Annotated in this window: 31 protein-coding genes and 1 pseudogene; 5 read left to right on the top strand and 27 right to left on the bottom strand. The window is 33.9% G+C overall.

Annotated features, from left to right (window positions below):
* Window positions 1-14: 14 nt before the first annotated feature.
* The 4 genes from ACZ5XR_RS29735 to ACZ5XR_RS29720 form a co-directional block, all read right to left on the bottom strand.
* Entirely contained in the window at window positions 15-494 is a 480-nt protein-coding gene (locus ACZ5XR_RS29735; RefSeq protein ID WP_464502533.1) for a hypothetical protein, read from the bottom strand.
* A gap of 151 nt (window positions 495-645) precedes the next feature.
* Window positions 646-1,020, bottom strand: coding sequence for a hypothetical protein (locus ACZ5XR_RS29730; protein WP_464502532.1), 375 nt, complete (start codon window positions 1,018-1,020; stop codon window positions 646-648).
* Between the two features lie 164 nt (window positions 1,021-1,184).
* Entirely contained in the window at window positions 1,185-1,565 is a 381-nt protein-coding gene (locus tag ACZ5XR_RS29725; RefSeq protein ID WP_464502531.1) for a DUF7674 family protein, read from the bottom strand.
* A gap of 489 nt (window positions 1,566-2,054) precedes the next feature.
* The gene (locus tag ACZ5XR_RS29720) at window positions 2,055-2,423 is read right to left on the bottom strand and encodes a class I SAM-dependent DNA methyltransferase (protein WP_464502530.1); all 369 of its coding nucleotides are present in this window, start codon (window positions 2,421-2,423) and stop codon (window positions 2,055-2,057) included.
* Window positions 2,424-2,982: 559 nt separating this feature from the next.
* On the opposite strand from ACZ5XR_RS29720, the gene ACZ5XR_RS29715 reads away from it, so the two are divergent.
* Entirely contained in the window at window positions 2,983-3,510 is a 528-nt protein-coding gene (locus tag ACZ5XR_RS29715) for a DUF3916 domain-containing protein (protein WP_464502529.1), read from the top strand.
* 195 nt (window positions 3,511-3,705) lie between these two features.
* Here the strand turns inward: ACZ5XR_RS29715 and ACZ5XR_RS29710 are convergent, their stop codons facing one another.
* Complete coding sequence (locus ACZ5XR_RS29710) at window positions 3,706-4,281, bottom strand: DnaB-like helicase C-terminal domain-containing protein (protein WP_464502528.1); 576 nt, start codon at window positions 4,279-4,281, stop codon at window positions 3,706-3,708.
* A gap of 205 nt (window positions 4,282-4,486) precedes the next feature.
* Entirely contained in the window at window positions 4,487-4,834 is a 348-nt protein-coding gene (locus ACZ5XR_RS29705) for an Imm8 family immunity protein (protein ID WP_464502527.1), read from the bottom strand.
* Window positions 4,835-5,394: 560 nt separating this feature from the next.
* On the opposite strand from ACZ5XR_RS29705, the gene ACZ5XR_RS29700 reads away from it, so the two are divergent.
* Window positions 5,395-5,847, top strand: coding sequence for a hypothetical protein (locus tag ACZ5XR_RS29700; protein WP_464502526.1), 453 nt, complete (start codon window positions 5,395-5,397; stop codon window positions 5,845-5,847).
* 269 nt (window positions 5,848-6,116) lie between these two features.
* On the opposite strand, the gene ACZ5XR_RS29695 is transcribed toward ACZ5XR_RS29700, so the two are convergent.
* From ACZ5XR_RS29695 to ACZ5XR_RS29625, 15 genes are all read right to left on the bottom strand, one after another.
* Window positions 6,117-6,374: a hypothetical protein gene (locus ACZ5XR_RS29695; RefSeq protein ID WP_464502525.1), complete on the bottom strand. Its 258-nt coding sequence runs from the start codon at window positions 6,372-6,374 to the stop codon at window positions 6,117-6,119.
* Complete coding sequence (locus ACZ5XR_RS29690) at window positions 6,322-6,489, bottom strand: hypothetical protein (RefSeq protein WP_464502524.1); 168 nt, start codon at window positions 6,487-6,489, stop codon at window positions 6,322-6,324. Before ACZ5XR_RS29690 ends, ACZ5XR_RS29695 begins: the two co-directional genes overlap by 53 nt.
* Window positions 6,490-6,689: 200 nt before the next feature.
* On the bottom strand, window positions 6,690-7,343 hold the full coding sequence (locus tag ACZ5XR_RS29685; RefSeq protein ID WP_464502523.1) for a hypothetical protein: 654 nt from the start codon (window positions 7,341-7,343) through the stop codon (window positions 6,690-6,692).
* Between the two features lie 81 nt (window positions 7,344-7,424).
* Window positions 7,425-7,685, bottom strand: a complete 261-nt coding sequence (locus ACZ5XR_RS29680; RefSeq protein WP_464502522.1) for a hypothetical protein — start codon at window positions 7,683-7,685, stop codon at window positions 7,425-7,427.
* A gap of 14 nt (window positions 7,686-7,699) precedes the next feature.
* Window positions 7,700-7,849 carry a hypothetical protein gene (locus tag ACZ5XR_RS29675; RefSeq protein ID WP_464502521.1) on the bottom strand — a complete coding sequence of 50 codons (150 nt, stop codon included), beginning with the start codon at window positions 7,847-7,849 and terminating at the stop codon, window positions 7,700-7,702.
* A 74-nt stretch (window positions 7,850-7,923) separates the two neighbouring features.
* Window positions 7,924-8,292: a hypothetical protein gene (locus tag ACZ5XR_RS29670; protein WP_464502520.1), complete on the bottom strand. Its 369-nt coding sequence runs from the start codon at window positions 8,290-8,292 to the stop codon at window positions 7,924-7,926.
* 231 nt (window positions 8,293-8,523) lie between these two features.
* The gene (locus ACZ5XR_RS29665) at window positions 8,524-8,793 is read right to left on the bottom strand and encodes a hypothetical protein (RefSeq protein WP_464502519.1); all 270 of its coding nucleotides are present in this window, start codon (window positions 8,791-8,793) and stop codon (window positions 8,524-8,526) included.
* A gap of 164 nt (window positions 8,794-8,957) precedes the next feature.
* On the bottom strand, window positions 8,958-9,392 hold the full coding sequence (locus tag ACZ5XR_RS29660; protein ID WP_464502518.1) for a hypothetical protein: 435 nt from the start codon (window positions 9,390-9,392) through the stop codon (window positions 8,958-8,960).
* An 810-nt stretch (window positions 9,393-10,202) separates the two neighbouring features.
* The gene (locus ACZ5XR_RS29655; RefSeq protein WP_464502517.1) at window positions 10,203-10,556 is read right to left on the bottom strand and encodes a hypothetical protein; all 354 of its coding nucleotides are present in this window, start codon (window positions 10,554-10,556) and stop codon (window positions 10,203-10,205) included.
* 163 nt (window positions 10,557-10,719) lie between these two features.
* Complete coding sequence (locus ACZ5XR_RS29650) at window positions 10,720-11,181, bottom strand: DUF4279 domain-containing protein (protein WP_464502516.1); 462 nt, start codon at window positions 11,179-11,181, stop codon at window positions 10,720-10,722.
* Window positions 11,182-11,678: 497 nt separating this feature from the next.
* Window positions 11,679-12,176, bottom strand: coding sequence for a hypothetical protein (locus ACZ5XR_RS29645; RefSeq protein WP_464502515.1), 498 nt, complete (start codon window positions 12,174-12,176; stop codon window positions 11,679-11,681).
* Between the two features lie 116 nt (window positions 12,177-12,292).
* The gene (locus ACZ5XR_RS29640; RefSeq protein WP_464502514.1) at window positions 12,293-12,649 is read right to left on the bottom strand and encodes an ABC transporter; all 357 of its coding nucleotides are present in this window, start codon (window positions 12,647-12,649) and stop codon (window positions 12,293-12,295) included.
* Window positions 12,650-12,777: 128 nt separating this feature from the next.
* Window positions 12,778-13,245, bottom strand: a complete 468-nt coding sequence (locus ACZ5XR_RS29635) for a UPF0158 family protein (RefSeq protein WP_464502513.1) — start codon at window positions 13,243-13,245, stop codon at window positions 12,778-12,780.
* Window positions 13,246-13,311: 66 nt separating this feature from the next.
* Window positions 13,312-13,641, bottom strand: coding sequence for a hypothetical protein (locus ACZ5XR_RS29630; RefSeq protein ID WP_464502512.1), 330 nt, complete (start codon window positions 13,639-13,641; stop codon window positions 13,312-13,314).
* A 611-nt stretch (window positions 13,642-14,252) separates the two neighbouring features.
* Window positions 14,253-14,426: a hypothetical protein gene (locus tag ACZ5XR_RS29625; protein WP_464502511.1), complete on the bottom strand. Its 174-nt coding sequence runs from the start codon at window positions 14,424-14,426 to the stop codon at window positions 14,253-14,255.
* Between the two features lie 328 nt (window positions 14,427-14,754).
* Here ACZ5XR_RS29625 and ACZ5XR_RS29620 point away from each other — a divergent pair, with 328 nt between their 5' ends.
* Entirely contained in the window at window positions 14,755-14,949 is a 195-nt protein-coding gene (locus tag ACZ5XR_RS29620) for an IDEAL domain-containing protein (RefSeq protein ID WP_464502510.1), read from the top strand.
* 120 nt (window positions 14,950-15,069) lie between these two features.
* Here the strand turns inward: ACZ5XR_RS29620 and ACZ5XR_RS29615 are convergent, their stop codons facing one another.
* Complete coding sequence (locus ACZ5XR_RS29615; protein ID WP_464502509.1) at window positions 15,070-15,444, bottom strand: hypothetical protein; 375 nt, start codon at window positions 15,442-15,444, stop codon at window positions 15,070-15,072.
* A gap of 734 nt (window positions 15,445-16,178) precedes the next feature.
* Window positions 16,179-16,474, bottom strand: a pseudogene (locus ACZ5XR_RS29610) (hypothetical protein); the annotation flags it as partial.
* A 273-nt stretch (window positions 16,475-16,747) separates the two neighbouring features.
* Here ACZ5XR_RS29610 and ACZ5XR_RS29605 point away from each other — a divergent pair.
* Both ACZ5XR_RS29605 and ACZ5XR_RS29600 read left to right on the top strand, forming a co-directional pair.
* On the top strand, window positions 16,748-16,975 hold the full coding sequence (locus ACZ5XR_RS29605; RefSeq protein WP_464502508.1) for a hypothetical protein: 228 nt from the start codon (window positions 16,748-16,750) through the stop codon (window positions 16,973-16,975).
* A gap of 349 nt (window positions 16,976-17,324) precedes the next feature.
* Entirely contained in the window at window positions 17,325-17,459 is a 135-nt protein-coding gene (locus tag ACZ5XR_RS29600; protein WP_464502507.1) for an FbpB family small basic protein, read from the top strand.
* A gap of 370 nt (window positions 17,460-17,829) precedes the next feature.
* Here ACZ5XR_RS29600 and ACZ5XR_RS29595 read toward each other — a convergent pair whose 3' ends face one another.
* From ACZ5XR_RS29595 to ACZ5XR_RS29580, 4 genes are all read right to left on the bottom strand, one after another.
* The gene (locus tag ACZ5XR_RS29595; protein WP_464502506.1) at window positions 17,830-18,102 is read right to left on the bottom strand and encodes an HU family DNA-binding protein; all 273 of its coding nucleotides are present in this window, start codon (window positions 18,100-18,102) and stop codon (window positions 17,830-17,832) included.
* A 609-nt stretch (window positions 18,103-18,711) separates the two neighbouring features.
* Entirely contained in the window at window positions 18,712-19,596 is an 885-nt protein-coding gene (locus ACZ5XR_RS29590) for a mechanosensitive ion channel family protein (RefSeq protein ID WP_464502505.1), read from the bottom strand.
* Between the two features lie 1,200 nt (window positions 19,597-20,796).
* Complete coding sequence (locus ACZ5XR_RS29585; RefSeq protein ID WP_464502504.1) at window positions 20,797-21,639, bottom strand: conjugal transfer protein TrbL family protein; 843 nt, start codon at window positions 21,637-21,639, stop codon at window positions 20,797-20,799.
* Window positions 21,640-21,651: 12 nt separating this feature from the next.
* Window positions 21,652-22,143, bottom strand: a complete 492-nt coding sequence (locus ACZ5XR_RS29580) for a hypothetical protein (protein WP_464502503.1) — start codon at window positions 22,141-22,143, stop codon at window positions 21,652-21,654.
* Window positions 22,144-22,145: the final 2 nt, after the last annotated feature.

The following is a 22,145-nucleotide window of genomic DNA, read 5'->3' as shown; positions in this document are numbered from 1 at the left end:
AAAGGAAATATCATTTAACTTTGATTTTCCATAAAAGTTTCGGCTTCATAACCATCTACTGGATAATCATCAATCGTAACTGAATTATAATAAAATTGTGGAATAGAACATCCAAGGCTAATATGTATTTCTCTCGGATTTACATCTTCATCCTCCCATAATTCGTCATGAAAAATATAACCTATCTTTTTAGTTTTTAAATCGATTACAATAGGGTCTCCATTAAGTCCATAACCAATTATAAACAAACCATTATCAATACAGCGTTTGTGTTCTTCGTTTAAATTTTCTTCAGGCATTTCATTTACAATATTAAAATAAACATGCTTAAACTTTAAGTTTTCTCTAAAAGAAAACTCTTTTAAAAAAGAAATTACATCCTCAGGAATTTGATAATCCTCAAAAAATTTAATTGTACTTTTACTAAATTCAACCTTCATTAGAGTGTGTTTATCAATTTTCTCTAATGCTTTTCTAAATAATCCTATATCCATTTTAAACATCCTTCATTTTTCATTTTAGCTATATTTTATCATGTTCTTGTTCCACTAAACTGCCCCGTTAGCTCAACAAGAAAAAACGACCGCCGCAGCGATCATTGCCGGAAACCGATCTTTCGCTCAAGCATCCGTTAGGTTAATAAATTTAAATAAAATAATTTGTTTCATTTACCGACATTACTTCAATCTCTGGACAATAAAAGTGAAGTCTTCCTTCTTCGTAATCATCAATTTCATAATTTTTACCTTCCCAACCTCTGTCCCTAATATCGGTTATTGAGATGGAAATTTGATGATATGGTCCACCGCTTTTGAAGGTAATACTCTCAGGGTTGTAGAAACGAAACCGTGAAAGATATTGGGTTGACTCAACTTCAATAATAAAATCAATATCAAGAACCGAAGAACCAATGAGGGCTGATTCCCTTGGAAAGTTCAAATAAAATCCAACCAAATACTTTATTTTCCCGAAAGAAAAATCTTCAATTTCATTCGATAATAATTCGATATTTTTTATCATAAAAATCTCTCCTTAAAACCACATACCCTAATATTCATCAAGGGAAAACTGGACTCCTTCATTCACTATCCTGCACCGTTACCTTAAAAAGAAAATATGACCGCCGCAGCGATCCTTGCCGGAATACGATCTTTCGCTCAAGCACCCAGTTAGTGGAAGAAGCTTTATTTTCTCCTTTGAAATTCTTTCCAGGATTTTTCGAGTTGATCCGAAGCTTCCCTAGTGGCTTTGCCCATATATAGATGCCCTTTCTTCAATAATCCTTGGTCCTCACCTGCTAGTCTTTCTAAAATTGTAGCAACCAGAACCTCTTTTACATCCACATCTCCCTCATTTGCCATTCGCTCTAAAAATGTAAATATTTTTTCGATTTCCTTTATATTTCGGTTATCCTCTAATAATTCGATTAATTTTGGATTAAGGTTATCTCCAAAAAAGATGTGTGCTAAAAAATCACCATCATATTCGTCAAGATGTTCATAATACAAAGTCATAAACTCAGGAAAGCATTTTAGGAAATCATCAATTAGCGTTTGCCGATTCAATTCAATCCCCCCCATCCTTCAATAAGTATCTTTTCATTTACTATCAAATATTGAATAAAAGATTATACTCGTTATTGCACAAACGTTCCCTCATTAGTTCAAGAAGAAAACGGGATCGCCGCAGCGATCCTTGCCGAAAACGATCTTTCACTCAAGCCCCCTTAGTTCATAAAGAAATGAAATTTCAGATAGTGAAGGAGTAACAGCACTTATGTCTGCTACTCCCTTACATGCTTTATTTAGATATGACGATAACCCCGCCACAATGAGAAATGGGATGAAAATTGCAAGTACATACATTTGCTAATGAGGAATTTAATTCATCAAAAACGAAATAAAATTCATCATCGTCCCAGTGGTGCAGGTTTTTCTGTCTACAAATATTCAGTTTATCTCTGTTCTGAAAAGAGATGTCTCCAATTAAAATCTGCCCTTCTTCTTTTAGAAGAGATAATAATTTAATAATAAAGGAAACCTTTTCTTCATCCGTTAGATGGTGCAATGTATACTTACAATTGAATCATACCTGTTGTTAAGGATTTCGGAGGGTAATCCTTTTGCAATATCCCACTCTATTAAATGGGCTTCAGGCATTTTTGCCTTTGCAATAGAAATCATTTTAGGTGAAAAATCCAAACCATCTATTTGATGCCCATTTTCATACAGTTTACTCGTTAATACACCTGTTCCAAACCCTATATCTAACACGTCTGAACAAGTTTTTTGCATTACTTCATTGAAGATAACATTTAATATTTGTTTGTAACCTGCAAACGGATAATCATTGTTTTCTTCACTAATTTGTACGGTGTTATCATAATTATCTGCCCATAAATTAAATCCTTGTTTATTTAACACGAATTCTCCTCCTATATTTTGAAAGATATTACGAGCATTCAATTAAAACGTTTGAATACTCGTTGTTAACCCCAATCAATTTATTAATTTGGCATTTAATTATGAAATTTTTCATTTCAAATCCCACCTTTCATTTAATTAATTTAATCGGTAATTTGTCAATGGAGTCTAATAAATTATGAAACATTATTACTCACTTTGAATGTTCATCCGAATATTTGTTCTTAATCTGATTATACCAAAAATTCGGACAGATATCCATTTCAACATGATTCTGTAGCGGAACCAAATGCGCCGCCCACCGGAATCTCCGGTCCGGGAAAAACGTTCGGCTCGGTCCGTTTATTGGAATGGTGGCTGCCCCGACCTGCGCCATAAAGCCTCGCATCAATAAATAATCCGTGTTAAAATGGAAATGAGGTTGTAAAAAATTGTTCTTAAACAAACGGTAGCAGGTTAGCTTAATAAGAAATGGCGTTATTTTGAATATATACAGGTCTAAAGTTCAATTGCTAAAATTTAAAAGCCACCCATTAATGACAATTAGGAGTTTTTATAAATGATAAGAAAAAAGAAAGTCCGTGGAAAAAGACGAATGTATCGTAACTTTAGGAACAACATTGCGAAATGGTCACGATGTCTACCAACTCCGCCAGATTTTAGTCCAACCTATCTCGGATATAGGCAATATGGGTTTGACATGTATGAGGATTTTAAAGGTTACGAAGATTTCTCTAAAGCCCAAAAAAGAGAATTAGCACAAATGATGATTAACTTTGTAAAGGAATTACATGAATTAAAAACGGAGAAAGAAAAAGAATATCGAATTATTTGCTATTTGCCCTTTCCAGGTTTATCTCGTATGAATGTTATGATAGGGTACACTAAAGCTGGACTAGATAGTTTTTATGAAGGTTTAAACCATAGCGGTATGTTTACAAAAGACTTTGAACTCACTACTAATATCAAGTTTCTTCAAGAAGAATGGGGACTTCATATTCCTGAAGGATTAGAAGTTAAAGGGTTTGAGGGAATAACTGAATTTTATAAAGGTGAGTCCATTTGGTTTGTTGGTAATTTAAGGTAATTTAACAAAGGTTAAAATGGTTTGTTGAACTAACTGGGGGCGTTATTGGAAGAAAGACCCCACAAAAAAAGGACCGTTCCGGTCCTTTTTCACCCATCAAAATAATAAGTAAATCCGGTTATGCGGTCGGCGGTTGAACGGTTTTCGATTGCTCTTGTGATTAGCGGGATGAAGGGGTTGATGTTAAATTGCCTTTTAACAATTGAATAGGTTATAGCTCATTTTTTCAACCTTTTGTGTTTTTAAATCTATAACCTCCAGCACATTTTTCGAATCGCCATCAGGGTCATAAACCTCATCCCTGTACAATCCCAAAATAAATGATGTGGACCGTTCAAATGCGTATAAATCTTTAATCGTTGGTCGTTTATTTTTTCTTGTTTCTAACGTTCTTTTTAATTGCCTTCCGACATACAACATTACGTCAAGTTCATCACAAGTCTGTTTTAACAAGGAATGCACCGATTTGTAATCAGAAAGCCCTTTAATTGGTTTATTATCATCGGATAAAAGATCCTCAAATAATTCGATCATCAATACATCAAAATGATTTTGGATAATCAATTCTCTAATTTTCTTTGGGGTAAGTTCAAGATTTTGGAAAATCATTACATTGTTTGAAAGGTTATAAATTTCTCTAAAACGTTGGGTATTTTCTATTGATGTAATGAAACCAACTTTATGTCCACCTTGGCTTAGTAAGTTCGCCTTTTTCACTAAGAGGTACCTTCTCCCCATAGCTGGACGAGAACAAACTAAATGAATTGACATACACGGACCATCCTTTTATAAAATTGCTTAATTAATATTATGCCCTTTTATTACACAAAAAATTAAATATCCCATTAAACCTTCAGGTAAAAAATGTTCATTGTTCTTCCACTAAACTGCTTCGTTTGTTGAATAAGAAAAACTGCCAAAATGATAGCTTGGGTTCTCAGCTCTTGCTCCCTAGCTTAATGAGTAAGTAATATAGTTACACTTCATCGGACCAAATTCCATATCTTCTAATTGCCTGAATAACCTCATCCCAATTTGCCCCTTTACAATTGGTTAATAAATATTTGATTTTATTTTCGATTCTTGGAAGGCTATAATCGATGGTTATTAAATATCCACGACCAATTTCCATTTCAAGAGTATCTTTTAATTTTTTTTCTAATCTTTTGGGACTTATAACGTGAACTGTGAATAGTTCATAGGCATAAGGGTTTTTAGAACCTTCTTCACCCACAAACACCTCTAACCAAACATAAAAGTCATCGGGTTCTTCTCCCCATTCTTCATATCTAATATGTAATTGGTTTAGTACGGGTACAATCATTTTATTCACCTACTGGTATTTAATTTATATCTTAATTTTATTATTAGTTTGTTCAACTATATTGCTCCGTTAGCTCAATAACAAAAAACGAGATCGCCACCGCAACCGTACTTGAATAACGGATCGATCTAACATGAAATTACCTTCCCGAATGTTCGTTATTATTTTGATTATACCAAAAATTCGGAAAGATATCCATTATCAATTGTCACTAAATTCCCATGTGACCGTAGAAAATGCGCCGCCCACCGGATTCTCCGGTCAGACCGCCGAGCGTGGCAAGCCGTAGAAGCAGGATAGGATTCCTGTTTGTTGGATGGACCATTTTTCAAATCAGCCGGGAAAAACAATGGTGTTGTCTAACAACTGGTGGCTGCCCCGACCTTCGCCATAAAGCTTCGCCTCTATAAATTGAAAATCCTAAATTTAATAATCCGTGTTAAAATGGATAGGAGGTTGTGAACGATTGTTCTTAAACAAACGGAGCAGTTTAGTTGAACAAGGATTTTGAAAATTAAGTTATAATTAATGAAACTCCCTTAATAGAAGGAATGATTTTTTTGAAGCGAACGCTGTCTGAGGAAGATATTTATAGATATAAAGAGAGCCTAAGAACCATATGGGAACGGACCCAACATTATTGGTATCCTTTATCAAAATGCCAAAGGCAAGACTTAATTTCTTTTAGTTCTTCATATGTTGATACCGATGAAAAACTCGGTTTTTTACTATCATTATTATTAAAGCACCAAGTTCATCAAGTAAATGAATTACGTGAAAATGATAATGGTTATGTTTTCGAATTAAATACATTCAAAATTCCAGACAGTTTTTGGAGAAGCGATGATTATTTTTGGAACAACGAAGGATATTGGTTCGATAATAACTACGATTGGATAATTTACATTTCCCACGAAGAAACAATCACGTTTGGTGGAAAATGGTTAATTAGTGAAATCAAATCTGAATGGCTAGATTGGAAGGAAAACTTAAAGTGGGATAGTAAGAATTAGAAGTCTTTTTAAGCTAACGAAGCAGGTTAGTGGAAGAAAGACCACACAATAAAAGGACCGGAACGGTGCTTTTTCACCCATCAAAATAATAAGGCATTCCGGTTACACGGTCGGTGATCGCTGCGACTAACGGTGCACTACCCCTTTCGGAACCGAATTCGTTACTGGTCTGACAATACGTTAGCCATAGAAAAAGCAGCTGAATACGAAATCAACTGCTTTGTTTTTTCATTTCGCTTTATGGTCCAAAAAGGCTTAATGCCGGTACACTATTGCCTCACACCTACCCGTTTTTTCTCCATAATATTCGGGTTCTTCCGATTCGTATGAAGCACATATAGTTCACGAATGGGATTTTCACGATGTAGTTCTTGATACGCTTTCATGGCATCTGGAGAAGTAGAAAATTTCTCTAAGGGAGTCACTTCTTCTAAAATACGTTCACGTTTCTCATTCGTATAAGCTTGGATAGCTTCAATCAACACCCACTGTTCCGGGAACGCTTGGCATACCTCTTCCCATTTCATTCGAATCCCCTCCAAAGGTATGTATATCTATTTTATCATAAACACCCTTTTTCGGTCTAACCGATGTTTTATCAAGTTCCGCTTCGTCGACCTGAACCGACCATTGCTTTGGCACGCGCTCAACACACCCATTGTGAGACTCCCTGTACGACCTCATGCAAATAATAATGTTCTATATTCATTGAAGGTAAAAAATCCCCTTATCGCTTCCCACCTTTTAAACACAAAAAAAGACCACCGCAGCGATCCCTTTCTTAAACAATGGCTCTGTGAAAATTTTAATGTTGATTTTTATACCAACAAATGGGAACACCCCTATTTAGGGAACTTCCCCTTTTTTAGTGTTCCCACCCAAACATCCCCGACATTTACTTTATACAGAATGTCATTTCCATAGCTGAATTTGATTTTTTCGGTTTTATAAGATTTATTTCTTATCTCATTCAACTCAGCTTCAGTCTTATATCCTAACTGTATATCTTCTTTCATATCCTCTTCGGAATACTTTTCGGCATTAATATGGGCAACCCAATCAAACAAAGCTAATTTCTCTTTCAACGATTCGAATTTATGAATTGGAAATGTCTTTGTGATTGGGTTTTTGTCAAAGGTATCATTGTAAGTATTTATCCAATCTTTATACGAAACAACAATTTGGGAACTTATAAAGTTCGGTTCGTATACCCAAATTTTCAGATAAAAATCATCCGATTCTTTTTCCATTTTTTCATACCAGGTTAAATAAACATCGATCATTTCGCTTAGCAATAAACGGTTATACCAATTCGGTGGGTTGGTCCTGACCAACGCATAAAAGGGATGAATCCATAACTTTGCATAATCTCTTTGATGTTCTCGGACGTAATCCATATCTAAATCGATTACATTTTGTCTCCATCTTTGTATTTTCCTCTTGTGCCGCTTCCAACCCCGAATTTTCTTCTTTTTAGAGTGATAAAACTCTTTCATTAATACACATCCCTTAACATTTGCCATAACTCTTAAACACTTATTTTCGACAACCGTAAAATTTCATATGTATCTGTCATTTCACTCCCCAATTCCTTTTAATCCGCCCGTGTCTCCTGGCAGATGGTTCAGCGCAATCACGGTTTCCGCTTTTCGTTCCTGCATATGTTTATCCACTAAAATGTCGGTCTTCAGGAAATTCCGGTGATCGAGTGCGCCTGATGCTTTTAAGTCCGGAATCATCTCCTTCACCTGTTTTTTGAACTGAAGAATGGATTTTTTTAGATCTGCCGCCGACATTCCTATCGATGCCCCTTCGGCTTTACTGATTTCGTTCAACAAGGCAGCTGTTTTTCCTAACCCTTTTTGATCGCGCGATAAGTGATGTCCCGTCCTGCGCGAACTGCTTCCCCGAATATATCCAGGGCTTCTTCATACCTGTTCTCTTCCAAGAGTTCAATTTCTTCGTCTGCCTTTTCTTTTCTCGTTATGATTCGGATTCTCACACCTCCGCAGCGACCATGCCGGAAATCTATCTTTCACTCAAGCCTCCGTCAGCTAAATAACGAACCATTATTATTTATTTAACAAGATAAATTTCGCCATCGTGATTACAGACAATTATTTTTCTAAAATCTTTAGAAGCAATAATTAAATCTAATCCCTCTCCTTTTTCGGGGACGATTCTTTCCTTAAGAAATTCAAGCAATTCGTCATAATTAGTTACAAAAAGTTTATCAAGATAATTATGTATGGGATGGGTATAAAGTAAATAAAAATCATTATACTTTTCCAATTTTCCAATGGAGTAAATTTCATTGTCTAATCGTTTCCACTTACTCTTGTTATCTAACGGATGTATTTTTTGGGGATTCATTTGTAAAATTATTTCTTCTCTTAATTCATCGAAATTCTCAAATACTCTGGTTCCAGGAAATATGTTCTTCAATACCACACCTCCTTTGTAAATATAAGTAAAAGTGTTTTTACAAATTTCCATTGTAAAACTTACCGCCGCAGCGATCATTGCCGGAAACGAATTTTCACTCAAGCCCCTGTTAGTGCAACAATTTTCACTCACTAAGTGATTTTGTTCCAATTTTCCATTTCATAAAGAGGTTTATATCTTCTATGGCATCAATTATTCTCCAATTAAACTCCTGATTACTCCGAAGTTCTTTTAAAAGGATGGGTTTAACAATATGTTTTTCCAACTTCCTTTTGTTCTGGCAATATATGCAAAACCCAACACTGCATTCGCCCTTACTGAAGCATCCTCGTGTTCTGATAACTTTGCACATAAGTCCTGTGCAAACTTCCAGTTCCTATGATACATTCCAACTGAAAAAGGAAGGGTTCTAATTTGACTAATTTCATTACTTTGAAGAATTTCTTTTATTTGTTCATCTGAAAACTCCTCAAGCGGTTTGTAAACTCTCTCCTCAGACAACTGATTCACTCACCTTTAGACTTAAATTATTCATATATTACCTTTGTTTCAATAAAATTTTACCACAAAGTTCCTATACTAACCTGCTTCGTTTGCTCAACAAGATAATTGACCGCCGCAGCGATCCCGTTCTTAAACCATAGCACCCAGTTAATTCAAGATGTCTAATTAGAATTGGGTTCTTTTCCAGTATCTTTCAAACTTATAAAAGGGTCATTAATTTCATCTTTAATTTCTGCTATACATTGAACAATTTCTTTTCGTGCGTCAGGAGAAAGGTCTTGATTCAAGGATTCCTTAATTTTATCAAAGGATTCCTTTAAGCCTAAAGGTCCAACAATACACGTAATAAGTTCCACAACGTTAATGTTACTTGTATCCCAAACGCTTAAAGTCCAATTGTCAATTTCCTTTCTAAGTTGGTCTTCTAATATCTCGTAAGTATGCCATTGTCTTTCTGCTAATTGAAGAAGCCCTTCAAGTGCATCGATAACGTCTAAATTAGGAGATGTATGAACTAAATATAAGAACTGTCTAAACGTACTTTTCAGAGTATTAACGTCCATATAATCTGGCAATTCTTCATAGCTCTCAAACATAATTCATTCTCCTATACTCATCAAATTTTGATAATTTCTTTTTTTTAAACCTGCCCCTTTATTTCAACAAAATAGGGTGTTTTTCCTTCTTTAAGTAGTCGAGTAGAATGGAGACTTTCTACCTTTCGGTAGATTGTACTCCACCCCCTCACAGAACCGTGCTTGCACTATTAATGCACACGGCTCCTCCTAGTTACCATTCACATTTCTGCTATCCTTAATAGTTTTGTTGCCATCATTATTCCTACCTCAGAGTGTAGTAAATGTGTCCCTATTAAGGTTGATAACTGGTAGCTAGCCTTTCCTCCATCGGCATTACCCAACTTCATTGGTACTACGCTGCTATCCGACTCCCTATTCGGCATTTGGCTTCCTTGCTTGTTATCGCTTGTACACCATACTCTTCCATTAAGAAAAGACCAATAGGGTCTCCCGAGTTGCCGTATCATATCATTGTGTAACGTGCCAAGGTCTCTGACTCCAGAGAGGTTTTATCCATCTTACCTTAAACGATGGATAAAATGTAGCTTTCTGTTGCAGGTAAAACATCAGCCCTCTCGTTTTACTAACAATATGGAGCTCAATCCCTTCAACCAATTGGCTTTCGGCCCGTCACCTAACTGTCTACGCTTAAAGACTAAAGTTACCTTTGGTCCTCCAAGACTCGCTACGAGCGAATGGCTAGTTCTTACTCGACGGGAATCCCACCCGCTATATGATACGACCTATGCTCGGCCGCACACCTGCCCGTTAGTCGAATAAGGAAAAAGACCACCACTCAAGCGATTAGAGTTTCTTTATTTGTATTGATTATGAGTAACACTCTTTTAAGTTACTTTTATCCCATTCTTGAAGACACCATTCGATAGTGGTATCAAAAAAATTTAAATTCGTAGAAATATTATTGATAACATTTTTTGCCATACACTCGTCTACAATTATTAGATATAAAGCTGCATTAAATTTTACAAAATCATTATCATGTTTGACCAATTGATATAATATTTCTATCCCGTCACTTTGACTTTTTAATTCTTTGAAATTTTTGCGGTTTTTATCGAATAACCGATTTGTTTTTTTAGAATCAACTACAACTTCATAAGCAGCGATTCCGTGTTCTATGGCAGATTTAATACATTTTTCTTTTAATTTCTCAATCTTCATCAATTTACCCCCATTATTCGTCAAAAGGTTTAATTCATGATTCTCCATTAGAGTTTGTTTAATTTTAATTTACCTTTTATTAAAGTAAACTGCCACGTTACTTGAATAAGAAAAGCGATCCTTCGTTATTATTGAAGAATCACCCCCGTTACTTGAATAAGGATTAATTATACCGATCTTCTAAAGGGTCAACATAAGGGTTTGCATACAAATCTATGTCAATTTCAGCTTGTATACTATTAACAAATTCAACCTGCTGTTTAGTAAGATGAAAACCTGGTGTAAAACCATTTTCCATTTTTATTACAATTGAGAAAAAGCATTCCAGATTAAATTGCGATTTTAATTGATTAATTATATCTACTTTGGTTTTTAAAGGTCTAATTATCTGGTCCAGTTGTTCCTCTACATCGTAGGACTCTTCATAGTCGGTACCTAATTCCCATGCAGTCTCTTTTTTATAGTGGACTATAGAGCAAACAACATTTGTATTAAAATCCCATTCAACGACATCACCTTTCTTATAGGTATCAGTAGGTTTAATTCCCAATAATTCAGTAACTCTTTCAATAGGAAAGTTATCTCCATACAAGCTGAAATAAACTTTTACTTGAGTTTTATTCAAATGCAATTTCCCCTCCAACTAAGCCACATTTTCAATCTTTTATATACAATTATAATACCATTCCTTCTTCAACTAAACTGACCGTTACATCAATAAGAAAAAGCATTACCGATGTTCCAGTAATGCACAAATAGTTGTAGAAGTAATAGAGTCAAAGTTATTTTTTTACTCTTTTATAAAGGTACAAACCACCCCAGCCTGTAACAAAGGCTAATGGTAATATAACAAAGTGACTTCCGTAATTCCCGATAAGCCAGTCAATCTTAAAAATATAGGCTACTCCATACAGAATCCCTATTGCCAAAAACGCAAAAAGGAGTTTTACAAAATAATCCTTCATTGTTGAATCCTTTCTTTTGAAAGAAAAAATATTCATTTATCTAAGATATTTTCACTTTATTTTGCTTCAAAAGAAGAACTTTGTATAGTGAATTTACACAATTCCTTATTTTACTAAACTGCCCGTTAGTTCAATAAGGACGGACATCTTTTAAAGCTTATTCGAACCACTTTTCCTCATCAAAAATCCATTTATTTTTATGTAAGTCAAAGCATTTAACATCATCGTGGAAACCAAAATAGGCAGGTAACTTAAGGGTTTGTCCGTTTGCCTTACTCCAACAAGTAACAAACCATTCCATAACAGCTTGTGTTTCAGCTTTGGATATTTCTTCATCATTTTGTTCGTAAAATTCCCAGAACTCGTCTGATTCGTCATCAGAAAGGTTGTAGTATTTTATATCTTCAAGCAATTTGTAACTACCAGCAAATATACTGTTATCGTTCCCTTCATAAAAAACTTCATTTGCTTCTCTGTCCATTGAAAACATCATAACGGAAAGGTCAAAGGGTTGGATAAAAACGGAGAAATCTAATAAATCTACCTCATTATAATAATTAAAATTAAGCGTTTCTTGTATATTTTTAACCAAAATATCAGAGTTCTTTTGAAGGTTTTCTTTTAACGAATGAATATATTTTTCTTTTGTGAACACTTTATTCCCCTCATCCTTCAATAAGTATCTTTTCATTTACTATCAAACATTGAATATAAAAAGATTATACTTGTTATTGCACAAACCTGCCTCGTTAGTTTAACAAGGTTGGATCCTCATTCTTTTATTCTCAGCTGTTTCATTAGTTCTTTAAATGGATTAGCATAAGAGTCTTCAAATTTCATAATATGTTGTTTTAACGGCAACCAATTTCTTTCGAGCAATGGATGCATCTGTGTGGTATCCGCAACATTATACAGTTGCATTAAAAAATAAAGGGTTTCCCATATCAAATAGTCATCGTCTAATTTAAATAACACCTCAACCACATTCGGAATGTAGTTATATGCTTCTTCTGGAGACATTCCTTTGTAAATTGATTCGAAAGAATTACTGAAATACCACTCGTCATCACCTAACTTATCTTCCCATCCAACAAATATTTCTAAAAGTCTAATATCTATTTTAAACACATCCTAAAGTCCACCATATAAGACATAATTCCACATAATAAACTCGTTTACCTTCTTCAAGTAACCTGCATCTTTAGTTCAATAACAAAAGGTGATTGCTTGTATTTTAGTAATCACCCTTGTCGTTTCTATTCAATAAAGTCTATTTTATTTTCTTGACACCATTCAATCGCAATTTGTTTAAAACACTCGTCTCGGTATGAATACCATTGTTCTTCTATTCCAATATCAATAATTTTGTCCTTAAATCTTCTAAAGGCACCCTTTCCCCTAATTGCCCTTAATAAGGATTCTTGCTTTCGTTGTTCACTTACAGTTAGGCAAAAGTTTTCCATTATCTCATATTCATCTACATCATATTTAGTAGGTAATTCTATATAATTTTCAAAGTTTTCAACCACATCGATTGCAACCATTCTATTTTCACGTTCCCATTCAGGTAAATGATCAAATGGTTTTTCGTCTTCAGCAGCTCTCAAGTCTCCCGATGACACTAACACGATTTCACCATTTTTAATATTTAGTAATGAACGTGATTCTTCAAACTGTATTTCCAATTCCTCAATAATATCTTTCAGTTTGACTTGTATTCTCATAGTTAGATCACCTTTTTGATATTTTTTACTAATGCCCCTGTTAGCTTAATAAGAAAATGGTTTATTTTATTGTTTATCGTTTGGTTTAGACCAATATTTAAGACCTTCCATAGCTCTTTCTATATCATCCAAATCATCATTTCCTAATGTATCATTAAATTTTTGCGATAATATTGCTCTTACTTTAGCCAATCTCTGTGTAACGTTCCATCCATTAATAAATTGAGTTGTTTCTTTTTCGTATTCAGTCCTATATTTCTCTTCACCTTCCATAAAAAACCTATCACCATAGTAAGAACCAATTTTATGCAAGGATATTAAGATTAGCTCAATTTCTTTTAAAGCCTCAATTATTTCATCACCTGAATATGTTAATTTTTTGTTCTCCTCTAACATTAATGAACTCCCCTTGGAATTATTAAAAAAGACTAACTCCTTAAAATCGACTACTAAGGGTAATTATTCTACGCTTGAGATTTATTTCCTTCTTCCACTATCCTAACCTATAGTTTAAGTACCTTCACAATCTCAATTATATTTAGAAAAGATCCTCCACAAACTGACCCATTTGTGAAATACCATGACTGACTTAATGGTAAATTTCAATGACTTTATTATTTATTTTCACAATGTAAATTTATAGATTGTGATGCCATCTATGTTACAAAACTCTCCCTTTTCTGAACACGCTCCTTTTTACTTCGAAAGGGACGCTTTTTATCATCAAAAATGCAACAAAACTCCGTTCATTATTCATGCTTATTTATGAACCCCTGCTTCGTTAGTAAGGGTCCTCTTCCACTTCTCTAAATGTTGTCTCTTGTATTCTATTGAATTTTCCAAAACTTAAAATTTCGTCAGTATGAAATGGTTCAGTGATTTATCAGTAAGAGAGAAGACTGGAGGGTTTAAAAAGAGGGATATTTACAAAATAAAAAACCATCCAGACTGGATGGCCCTTTGTTTACAGCGTTCATGTTATTTAATTCATGATGAAAATAGATACTCTAACCTACTTTACTTTCTTCTATGGCATGTTGCCAACTTGGGTAGTAATACAAAGCACTCCGCATTAAATCAGGATAAAGTTGTTTTACCTCTTTTTTTCGTAGCGAATTACCTTCGTTGTGTAACTTCTGGATCTGAGTAATGACTTCCTTTGATGTTAATAAACCATCCATTCTTCATTCCTCCTTTTCCAATTTCATTACTATCTTTCCCATTGGCTAACAAATTAAAACTGTAAACATAGTTGGACATTCGACAGCACCTATGTTTAAACAAGCCTAACATAGATTAATTGGTATTGTGTAGAAATCTGCTCTATATAATTAATACCTATTAATCGTCATATTCTGGTGTTTTTGTAAACTCATGAATTAATTCGTAACCAAATATGTAGATAAAGTATGTTCCATTTTGTTCCTCTCTCAAATTACAAATTTCAAATATTTGAATAGTCTGAAAGTAATTAGTATAATAGAAAAAAGGTCAAGGAGTTGATTTCTTATGGAAATGAATTTGCTTAATTCACCACAACCTGAAATTAATGTCATGGATTCTCTATTTGCTGAAATGGTGTTAGATAAAGCCCTGCGTGATTTCCAAAAAGAGAAAATTCAAAAGAAAATCGACCTGTCCTTACGAGACAAAAATAAAGCAGAATTCTTACGATTAACAGAGGAATTAAATAATGTTTCTTAAAATTGATTTATGTATTCGTTCTTATTAACATTATAAAAGGGATCTTCCAGCGAAGATCCTTTTATAATGTTTGTTGAACGAAAGAACTCGTTAGTTTAATAAATATCTATTAAATAGTATTTAATGGACCAAACCTTTCCCGATAAAAGAATAGGTCGCTGCATCAGCATATACAAGCATAAAGTTAGGTTGACCAATAAAAGTCGTTGGAAAAACAATTGAATATACTTGTTTTCCTATATATGATTTATCATCAACACCGATTGCCATATCTTTTGTTAATAAGCCCTTAGAAACCACCTTTGCGTTTTTCCAAGTTCCTTTTATTCGTTCTTTATCTACTTTTGGCAACTGACTCCAGACAACTTCCCTAATATCTTTTGCAGGTGCTGCAATTTGTTTATTGTTACTCGATGCTTTACTTTGATTTGAAAAAGAAATAAGACTTAGAGAAACAACAATTATTGAAACTATAATAAGAATAGGCTTTTTCATTCTACACCTCCATCTAATAATTTAGATTAATTATTAACAAAAAAATACATCCCCATTCCAAAAGAAATTAAAATGGTTCTTAAACTATACTTCCACGTTAATTTAAGTTCACCACTTCACAATCTTAGTAAGTTATACAATTAAATTGCTCGTTTGTTGAATACGAAAAGATGCCACTCTCTTTAAAGCTAATTTTTTACTCATTAATATGCATTTCTCCTTGAGTTAAGGCTATTTTTATACGAGTTCCTTCTATTATATATTGGTTCTTTTCAATTTTATTTCGTTCTCCTTAACTAACTTATAAAAGTCAATTAAAAGGGCACAGTCCCTCGTAGAACCATGCAAGTTGGTCTGTTCATCCCCTTGTTGAGGTTTTCCAGCCTCTAAGGCCATAGAAAAAACACCGTCGGTTACCTATTCTATCTATGATGTAATTAAATTAGTTAATGCTTTGCTGTTAACCTTCAGTGAAGAGGCAAGAGCCTTTATAAATCTAAAAATCTATGTATCTAAAAGTTGTAAGTTTGGTACTCTGAAAATTATCGTATTTTTTCTTTCTTTTCTTTCTCGTTTCCTATCTAAAAATTAGTCTAAAATAGGTGTACAAGAAGTTATATAGCTTTTAGACGGGTATAGCCTTGAAGACAACCATAAGGCAGGCTTAATCCTGCAAGTGTTGCTTAAAGCAAGGGTGCCCTTTTCCATTCCATCTTAATTTACGTTTATTTTCCCTATAGGTACATAATCAATACCTCTAAACAAAATCCGATTTTCCACGCTTTTCCTAAATACTCACATTTGTGAGTACATCCTGACAGAACAAAATCAAGGTATAGATTTGAAAGCATTCGTCTTTCATCAGTGTATGTTTCCATATGAACGGGCCTTCCCCAAAGTTGATGAATATACGGGAAGACCTTTACAAGGTACTTCACATCCAGTTCTATTCCTTCATACGAATGTTGTAAGTAAAGCTCCCCATTTTTAAATAATCCCCATCATTGACAGTAATGTAAGGGAATCCGCCGCATCGATACTTCCTGTAAAAGGAAATTCTTGGGAGAAATGAATTTGTTATTATCGAAAGCATCGGAAACGTATGAAGCTGATAAACAAATTGAAGGCTTTTCGCCCCAGACATTAAAAGCATATAAACTACTATACTCCTTACTTATTCGTTTTTTTAAAAGATGTTCAACTTGATACGATCACTACGGATCAATTAAAAGCTTATTTAGCGAAATCAAGTGAAAGTCTCAGACCTGCCAGTTTGGTCCACCGAATTAGGTTTATGAAATCATTGTTTCGATGGTCACATGAAGAAGGGCATATCCCCAAAAATCTGGCTGCTCAAATAAAAGAACCTAAAACTGGGAAACGTATTCCTAAATTTCTGATAGAAATGGAAATTGAATATCTACTTGAAGCCTACTGCAGCCCAATGGAAAAGGTTCTGTTTGAATTCATGTTATCCACTGGATGCCGTATAGGAGAAATTGCTTCTTTAGATAGAGGTAGAATTAATTAGTTGAACCTTTCCACCATTATAAGGGGTAAAGGTGATAAGGAACGGGAAGTCTACTTTAATATCCGTAGTGAAATTTGGTTAAAACGATATTTGGATAATCGTGAGAGCCCTTTTCGGTATTTCTGTTTAATTCTTACAATTGGAATATATAATGGTTTATTTGTTTCATTGGTGGTTCTCCTCTTCGACTTGAGAATAGTCCTTATTCGCTTAAATAGTTTTCTTCATGACTATTATTTAATATTTTATTTTGACTAATTTTGATGAATTTTCTTTTTTTGTTCATCGTTTTTTTACAATTAGATGATAAAGTAATCATCATAACAGCAAGAAAGAGGTGACATACATCATGAGAAAACGAGGTATGAACTTTAATAAACTAGTATTGGCTAATAAAAAGGAAATCATCAAGGACCTTAAACTATTAGATAAAATAGAGAAGAAAATCGAGGAAAAACACTTTAATCGCTTACGACTATCTTAGAGCAACTCCATCCAGTTGTTCTTTTTGTTCCCCGCTTTCATCTCTCAATCTTGTTTTCTTTGATATAAGCATACAATGAACTCCATATTACTTTTGTGGCAGCGTTGATTTGCTTGGAAGTCTTTTCGCTCTGCTTATACAATTTGACGGCGAGTTGTATAGCCTCGTTGACTTCTGTAAAGACTTTCTTTCGTCCTTTGTACTTTATATTTTCAGGCAGCTTTCGCAAGAACAAGTAGAAACGTAGTGAAATCAATGTATAAATTTGTTCAAACAGACTTGATCAGAATATGGTTAATAGCCTTCCTACTTGTAAATAATAAAAGACTCTAAGGAATGTTCCTTAGAGCCGTTTATAGTATGCGAATAATTATTTAACAGCTTCCTTTAATTCCTTGCCTGGTTTAAAAGCCGGAATTTTAGAAGCTTGAATCTGAATTTCCTCCCCTGTTTGTGGGTTACGACCGGTTCGAGCTGCACGGTCACGTACCTCAAACGTTCCAAATCCAATTATCTGGATTTTCTCTTCCGTAGCAAGGGAATTAGAGATGGTTTCAAATAATGCATCAACTGCTTTGCCAGCATCTTTCTTTGATAGTGTGCTTGCTTCGGCCACTGCATTAATTAATTCAGTTTTATTCATATCAGTATGTACTCTCCTTTATTTCTCCTAGATTTTTAGGGATATATTAAGTATTAACATAAGTGAAGAGTTTTATAATATCGAAAACACCTATTCTAGTCAAGATTTAACCAAAGCTGTTCATACAGGCAATTTAGTGAAAGGAGTAACTGAGAGAATTGATGTATAATAATAAATACTTAAGTATTGCTTTTTAAAAGTCGATTACTTCAAATACAGAAAACGACTTTTTAATTTATTTTAAAACAAACAGTTTCATAACTTTTGAGTTTTGATTACTCCTTAGGTATAACTAATCCCCAGTCTTGGAGTCATCAACATATGAAGTTGAACGTGCAGTATACCAGTTCATTATGATTTGTAGGATTGTATTGGGATCCTTTTCTTAAATAATCCTTATATGTCTTGAAAGAGGTTCTAATACTAACCTATACATACATAAGTCTGAACTCAACTGAATAGTTTATGAATTTTTGTCCCTTTTTAGCTAAAATAATTCCCTCCTATATAGCAGTAAGGGTTTTATTCCTACTGTCTCATAGAAGGGATAATATTAAAATATTCCAAGGTTTTTTCATATGTGCCCAAAAAACTACTATGTTAATGAAACTAATTGCTCAATTGAGGCTGCTCCGTTCCGCTCGGATACATTACAAGCCGCGTTGGCGGAACTTTAATTCCTTGTTCATCTAAAAGAAGTTTGATATCCTTACGAATTATCCTCGCTATTTTAGCCTGCTTCATTGGGAATGTTTCTGCTACGATCCGTAGCACGACTTCTGTTGCTCCCATTGTTTGAATCCCCAGCAGCTCCGGCACGTTGATTAAATCTTCGTATTGATCTGGCATTGTTTTCAGGCTGTTTTTAATGACATTTTCAGCCCACTCAATATCTTCACCATAAGAAATGGCGATATCGACAACGGCAATACTATTATTTAAGGAAAAATTCGTTACTTGAGTGATGCTGCCATTTGGCAAAATATGCAGTTCCCCAGTCCAGCTTTTAATCTTTGTCGTTCTTAAGCCGATAGACTCTACATTCCCTTCAAATTTTCCGACACGTATATGATCGCCGACGGAAAATTGGTCCTCAAAAATAATGAAAAAGCCGGCAATAATATCCTGCACTAAATTTTTTGCCCCGAAACCAACTGCCAAACCGACAATTCCTGCACCAGCGATCAGTGACTGAACATTAATCCCTAAAACTGAAAGTATCATCATAAACGCAATAAAATAAACCACGTATGAAAGGACATTTTCCAGGAGCTTTGACAAGGTTCCCTCCCGTCGACCAGATGATTTCACAAGAGGAGAGAGATTCCTAATCTTAAAGATGTTATGGATTGCCATTTCCCCTATTTTAATTAACACTTTCGCAATGATCAAAATGGCAATAATTTTTAACAGACCTTCACCAAGGATTAACCACGTAGCATCATTTTGAATTTTATTAGTAAGCCCTTGAATGCCTTTCGATGTTAAAATCATTTATACACCACCTTCCCATAGCCTGACTCGTTTTATTTCCTGAATTTCTCCAAATGAAAAGTAGCATTGTGTTTGCACTTTTCTATTCTGTTTAGCTATAGATTTCCGCGATTTTCTGTATAAGGGATTCAATGCAAAAAACGCTAATTTTGAAGAAAGAGCATAAATCTTCACAGAAATGCGCCCGATTATGGAAGATCATTAATCTAATCAATTGAAAAAAATCACCCATTTAAAAAAGAAAAACGATGTAGTTATCAACCAATCGATCAATTCGTTCTGTAATAGATTGTTTATCTTTCAAATTACAAGGAATGCGAAAAAAGATGAAGCCCGGCTTTTCTTACTGGGCTTCATCTTCAGTTCCAAGGATATTGGACCTGATTCTAACAGCAAGAAGTCATAAATTCTAGCTACGTATTGACTATATCATGGATTAATTACCGTTTGGTTAATGTAATCTGAATAAATAATTAAAAATAATCTGTGGGTTACGGCCAGTTCGAGCTACACGTTTACAGCGAACTCACTATCAACAAAAAGTACTAAAACATTATTTTGCAACAAAAAGAGCACTTAGCTTTTATGAATTGTCATTTTAAAAAAACATTAAATACAAAGATGATATATACTATATAAACAAAATTATTTTATACAATTTAATATATAACATGAACAACTTACATATATATTTCGCTAAATAAGTATACAAATTTATATATGTCAATATATATGTATACTCTAAATTATCATCAGTTAGTTATACTTATCTGATTTACATGGTATTATTCAGAAGGGATGGAGTTGTTACCATAAAGTTGTTTTTCAGTAAAAAAACTAACCTGATAAAAAATAATAAAGTTCGAATAAAGGATTTTCATTTTTAAATCTTTGGTATTTGCTTAGCTTTATTTGATAATCATATTTATACCTTGATTATTAAAGGAGTAATTTGGTTGAATAATTTTATAAAATATAGATTACCAATTTACAATGAACTTTTATGAATCTTTGCCCTTACAGGGATTATATTTCATTATTCATCATCTATCTTTACTTTACTCTTATAGACGTAAATCTTCCTTTTAAGTTTGAATATTTCTACCTCAACTAAAAAGAATGAAGATACAAAATAAGCCCCTTCAAATGATAAGGGCTTATTATTTTTTTGTATTTTACTTGATTTATATCATCATTTCTTTATCTTTTTAATAGAAACCTTCTAGCAGCAAGCTTAGTTGCACCACCCATAGCACCCATCATTCCTCTTCCAGAACCTGATGAATACCACATGTTTCGAAGTACTGACGGACTCTTAATAAGGAGAATACAGCAACCCATGAGTAAAAGAAAATTAAGAAACGTAATATTTTCATTGAGTAATATACTTAAAGCTACAATGAATAAAAAGATTTTCGCAAGAATCGTAACAATCTGACTTAATAATTCACGCCACCATATACCTAAATATTCATTGTCATCCGCAATGACCGACACACAAGCCAAAGGGCAGAGTAAATATAGAAACATCACATCTGCGTGAAAAATAGCAACTGAAAACAAAAATGCTATAAATGCTAATGCAAAAACAGCCAGCAAAATAAGAAGGGCAGCCCCTTGAAAATGTAGTGCTGCAAAGTTTCTTGGGACTAACATCTCTTCAATTTTCGTTTTGCTTACCTTACTTCCTTCTCCAATCATCCAGTTCCCCATATTATAAGCAACTTTTTCTAACAAAATCTTTTGGATAAAAGGCATCACAGGAATCAGTAATGCGCTTTTTAATGTATTAACTATAACTGGGCCGTATGATATAGCATCTCCCGCAGCATTCCTTGATATGACCTCAATAATTTTGTATAAAACGATTGTTACTGCAATAGTTGAAGTAAGGCCCAATATGAAATTATTGACTGAAGTAAAAAACTGAATTTCTGGATGTTGTTTTAATAACAAATCATTACAGGTTAGAAGTGCCCATTCAATAAAATCCTTTAACATCCCTTGTATGGCTTCAATTATTTTTTCCTTAAAATCAAACAAATTTTTCACCTCTTAAGTAGGATCCTGTACTGTGACTATTTTCCAAATACCATCCTGCTTTTTTAGTGTAATTAGTTTGTGATCAAATCCACTTCGTTCAATATCAAAGGTAAAGGTCTTAGCAGATTCATTAAAAGACACTTTATTCTTTTTAGAATCTTGGGAAAAAAGAAGATTTGCTTTTGTTTCCCCATTTGGTAAATCTTCTGCTTTGTTTGTCGTTAATAGGTAAAGTAACCTCCGTTGATCCTCATTGGTTAACTGGTTAGAAATTGCCTGTGTATTCCTCTTTTTAAGCTTATCCCATGCTATTTTATTTGCTTCATCACTTGTTTTTGCTTCAGCTAACTTTTCTTGATCCTTGAAGGAAGTTAAAACACCATTTATTACTTTTGTGGCATTTTCTTGCTCAACCTTAGGATCAAAATGATTTCCAACACCATTACAAGCGGCCAGAAATGTACTCACAATTAATACAAATATAATCAAAGCTGTTTTTTTCAATT

It is taken from the genome of Neobacillus sp. Fa239, assembly GCF_055395235.1.
The sequence above is the reverse complement of the archived record's forward strand: the minus strand, read 5'-3'. Positions and strand labels throughout refer to the sequence as shown.